We start from the raw sequence: 3,885 nt of genomic DNA, 5'->3' as shown, positions 1-3,885 counted from the left end.
GGGGTGCCGGCACCCGGCGGGAACGGCGGCGCGCCGGGCGGCGGCGTACCCGCGCCCGGGGGCTGCCCGCCCGCGTCGGGCCCGAGGGAGGGGTGGAGCTGCGTCCTGGGCAGGGAACTGCCCTGCGGCAGCACGGCCGTGCGGGCTTCGGGATCGGCCGCACCCCCGGCGGACGGATCGGACCGCTCGGGAACGGGCGGCGAGATCACGGTCATCGGCGGGGCCACGGAGGCGTCGTCCGAGGCGGTGCCGGAGGTGTCGGTGAAACCGGCCCACGGGGAGCCGGCGGCCGGTGTGGCGGGCGAGGACCCGGGCGGGGGCTCGGGCGAGGACCCGGGAGACGAGGGGGGCGCCGGATCGGGCCCCGGGCCGGACGCGGACGGACCGGCGTCACCGCCGGTGTGCCCGCCCGTGTGGCCGTCGTCGCGGCCGTCGTCGCGGCCGCCGCCGGTGCCCGCGCCGGAGGCCGCGCGGTGGTCCGGGACACCGGCCCGGTCCGCGGCCTCCTGGAGCCACTCCGGCGGGGTCAGCAGGAACGAGGTCGCCTCCAGGTCCACCCGCTGCGGCGGCTCCGGGGACGGCGGCGCCGCGCCGGGAGCCGTGCCGTACTCCGCCTGGTACGCCTGGATGACCTCGTTGACCGGCAGGGCCGGCCAGAGCGTGGTGTCCCCGCTGTCCCGGGCGATCACCAGCTTGCCGCCGCAGGCCGGATTGCCCTCCCGGTCCTCCGCCCAGGCCACGAAGCCGAGATCGAACTCCCGTATCCGCACCTCGCGTCCGGCCGCCACGGGCACCGAGCCGTTGACCCAGCGCTCGGCCCGCTCCTGGGCCTGTGCGAACGTCACCATCGGGCCGTCACCTCCCCACCGGGACGGCATGGGCGAAGCCGCCGTCCACCATCAGCCTGGCCACCGTCTCCAGCTCCGGCGGACTGCCCGCCAGCCGCAGCAGGAACTCGTCGAAATCCGCTCCGCAGGGCAGCAGCAGCGTGCTGACGCGCTCCTCGACCGGCAGGCCGTCGCGGTCACGGACGTCGTCGAAGGCGCACAGCCAGACCGAACCGATGCCGTGACCCCCCTTCACCTTCAGGGCCAGCAGCCCGCCCTGGACGAAGGCGATGCCCAGATAGTCCTTGGTGAGATGGTCCCGCAGGCACTTGTTGATGTAAACGAGATCGTTGACCGCGGCTTCCTCGCGCAGAGTGAAGAACGGCTGGTCGATCAGCAGGCCCAGCTCGGCGTCCAGGGCCACGCCCTGCGGTGCCGAGCCGCCCGCCGCCTTGAGGAACGACCGGTAGGACTCCGGCAGCCGGTAGCCCAGCTTCTCCTCGGCGGCGGCCAGCCGCTCCTCCCGCACCGCGCCGGACTGCGGCACCGGGAAGTGCGCCGGCCTGGTCTCGGCCAGCGGCCGGGTGCCCCGCTTGTCGTGGTCCACCTGAGCGGTGGCGACGCCGCCGTGGTGCCGCAGCAGGGCCTTGACCTCGACCGGGATCAGTTCCAGGCGGCGGCTGTGCGGCACGTGGTGCCAGGTCCAGCCGTGCGGCGTGGCGACCGGGGGCAGGCTGGCCCACAGCTCGTGTCCGGAGGCGTGCAGCGCGGCATTGGCCGAGACATAGTCGGTCAGGCGGAGTTCGTCCACGCCGAAGCCCTCGGGGGGCTCGGCGATCTCCGCGGCGGCGCGGGCGTACGGGGCGAAGTCCGGATAGCCGTCCGCGTCCACCCGGACCCCGTGCGGGTAGCGGGCTGCGCGCACCGGGTCTGGAAACTGCACGACCTGCCCGGCGTAGGCCCGGTTGGGTGGCGCGGTGTGCCGCTGCCCGAGCCGACCTGTCGTCATGGCTGTCTGGCCCCCTGCTGGTGCTTACTGGTTGCGCACAGCCTATGGGGTCGCGGTTTCCACGGACAGCTTGCGGAGGACGGCCGGAGGCGGGCCCGCGGACCGGACCGGGGAGAAACCCCGTGATACCCGCCGATTCAGGCGGTTTCGGCGCGGCGGATGGCGTCCCGGTAGGCGCGGGTGGCGGCACGCAGCGCGGTCTCCGGGTCGACGCCCGCGGCCTCGGCCTCGGCGGCCATGGCCAGCAGACGGTAGCCGATGCCCTCGCCCGCGGGCAGCTCCACCGGCAGCCCGGCACCCCGGGCCCGGCTCACCAGCTTGGCGGCCAGCGACAGCGCGGGCTGGTCCAGCGGCACCCCGTCGGTCACCGAGGCGCGGCGCTTCTCCGCCGCCTTGGTGCGCAGCCAGTGCTCCTTGACGTCCTCCGGGGTCTCGGCCTCGGCGTCGCCGAACACATGCGGATGGCGGTGGATCAGCTTGGCCACGAGGGTGGCCGCCACGTCGTCGACGGAGAACGGCTCCTCCCCGTCCTCCTCGGCGATGCGGGCGTGGAAGACCACCTGGAGCAGCACATCGCCCAGCTCCTCGCGCAGCTCGGCGCGGTCCCCCGTCTCGATCGCCTCGACCAGCTCGTACGCCTCCTCCAGGCCGTACTTGGCCAGGTCGGCGTGGGTGCGGCGGGAGGACCAGGGGCATTCGGCGCGGATCCGGTCCATCACCTGCACCACGTCCAGCAGCCGCGCGCCGGGCAGGTCCCAGGAGCCGGGCAGCAGTTCCAGCTCCGGCACCGGGGCGCCGCCCGCGGGCCCTCCGGAACCGGCCAGCGCGGCCAGCCCGTCCGTCAGCCGGGACTCGCCCCCGCCGCCGGCCAGCACCACGACCGTGCGCCCGCCCGCGCAGTACCCGGCCAGCTCGCGGGCACCGGGCAGCTCCCCGGGCGCGGTCAGCTCCACCTCGATCCCGGCCTGCCCCAGATACGGCAGCTGCGGGTGTCCGGCGTCCCGGCACAGCACCCGGTCGGCGCCGCGCAGCGCCTGCCAGGCGGCCCAGGACAGCAGGCCGGGCGCCACCCGGTGGCTGGTGGTCAGCAGGACGATCCGGCCGGCGGCCGGCGCGGGGGAGGGGGCGCTCACTCGGGGAGGGTGTCCGGGCCCGCGGGCACCCCGGTCAGCGTCTTCAGCCACGGGGTGTCGGGCTCGGTGATGGCGAACGCCTCCGGGTCCCAGGAGCCGTACCGCGGATTGAGCGTCACCCCGGCCTCGGACGCGGCGTCCTTGAGCGCGGCGGCGATCTGCGCGTCGTCGTTGCCGTAGTGCTGCCAGACCTTGCTCTCCAGCAGGGCGTCGCGGAAGACGTCGTCCAGCCTGCTGGGCGCGAAGTGCTCGTCGATCGCCTGCTCCTCCAGCGCCTCGGGGCTGCCGAGCCGCTGCTCGGTCAGGGCCCGCTGGTCCTGCACCTCGCGCGTGCTGACCTCGATCCCGGCCTCCTCGGCGGCCAGCTCGACCAGGGCGTAGAAGACCTCCCGGTGCACGATGCTCCGGGTCAGCGAGCTGGACTCGGCCAGTTCGTCCTCGGCATTGGGCAGGGCGAGCTGGCCGTCCCGGACCTCCTTGACGTAGTCCTGCACCTCGGCGATGGAGATGACCTGGTCCCCGACCACGGCGGCGGCTCCCGGGTGGCTGTCCGTGGAGCATCCGGTGAGCATCGGTGCCGTCAGCAGCACGGCGGCTGCGGCGGAGAGGGAGAGTGCGGACGTGCGGCGCTTCACTGGGACCCTCCGGCGGGTGGCGTACGGCATTCGGCGGCTCGCCGCGATCTTAGGCAGCGAGCGCGGCCGGTGACTACTGCTTCGTGGTCACGCGTTCGAGGCGGCTGTGCCACACGGTACGGGTGGCGGTCCCGGCGGGGGAAACCGGGACCGCCATCAGGCCAACGAGCGGGCGGCCGGTTTTGTCACCCGGCCGGGCCCGCGGGTGCCGGACGGTGCCGCGGCGCCCGCGGCCGGCGCGCCGCCCGGTCAGTCCTCGGCGAGGCGGCGCAGCGTCGGCC

General features: G+C 75.1%; 3 protein-coding genes and 1 pseudogene. All 4 read right to left on the bottom strand.

Annotation, left to right across the window (positions count from 1 at the left end):
* Positions 1-848 (bottom strand): annotated as a pseudogene (locus tag GQS09_RS27460) (hypothetical protein); the annotation flags it as partial.
* A gap of 7 nt (positions 849-855) precedes the next feature.
* Positions 856-1,836 (bottom strand): SMI1/KNR4 family protein, encoded by a 981-nt coding sequence (locus GQS09_RS27455; RefSeq protein WP_165990227.1) that lies wholly within the window; start codon positions 1,834-1,836, stop codon positions 856-858.
* A gap of 137 nt (positions 1,837-1,973) precedes the next feature.
* Positions 1,974-2,969, bottom strand: a complete 996-nt coding sequence (locus tag GQS09_RS27450) for a nucleoside triphosphate pyrophosphohydrolase (RefSeq protein WP_165990226.1) — start codon at positions 2,967-2,969, stop codon at positions 1,974-1,976.
* Positions 2,966-3,604 carry a SurA N-terminal domain-containing protein gene (locus GQS09_RS27445; protein WP_165990225.1) on the bottom strand — a complete coding sequence of 213 codons (639 nt, stop codon included), beginning with the start codon at positions 3,602-3,604 and terminating at the stop codon, positions 2,966-2,968. The genes GQS09_RS27450 and GQS09_RS27445 overlap by 4 nt, the downstream gene beginning before the upstream one ends.
* Positions 3,605-3,885: the final 281 nt, after the last annotated feature.

Origin of the sequence: Streptomyces sp. YIM 98790, assembly GCF_011421595.1 — a bacterium.
GTDB lineage: Bacteria > Actinomycetota > Actinomycetes > Streptomycetales > Streptomycetaceae > Streptomyces.
This window is presented reverse-complemented; position numbering and strand designations above follow the sequence as displayed.

What these genes read in the sequence shown, in the direction of transcription:
- GQS09_RS27455 (WP_165990227.1), bottom strand. Translation starts at nt 1,836, where the DNA reads ATGACGACAGGTCGGCTCGGGCAGCGGCACACCGCGCCACCCAACCGG.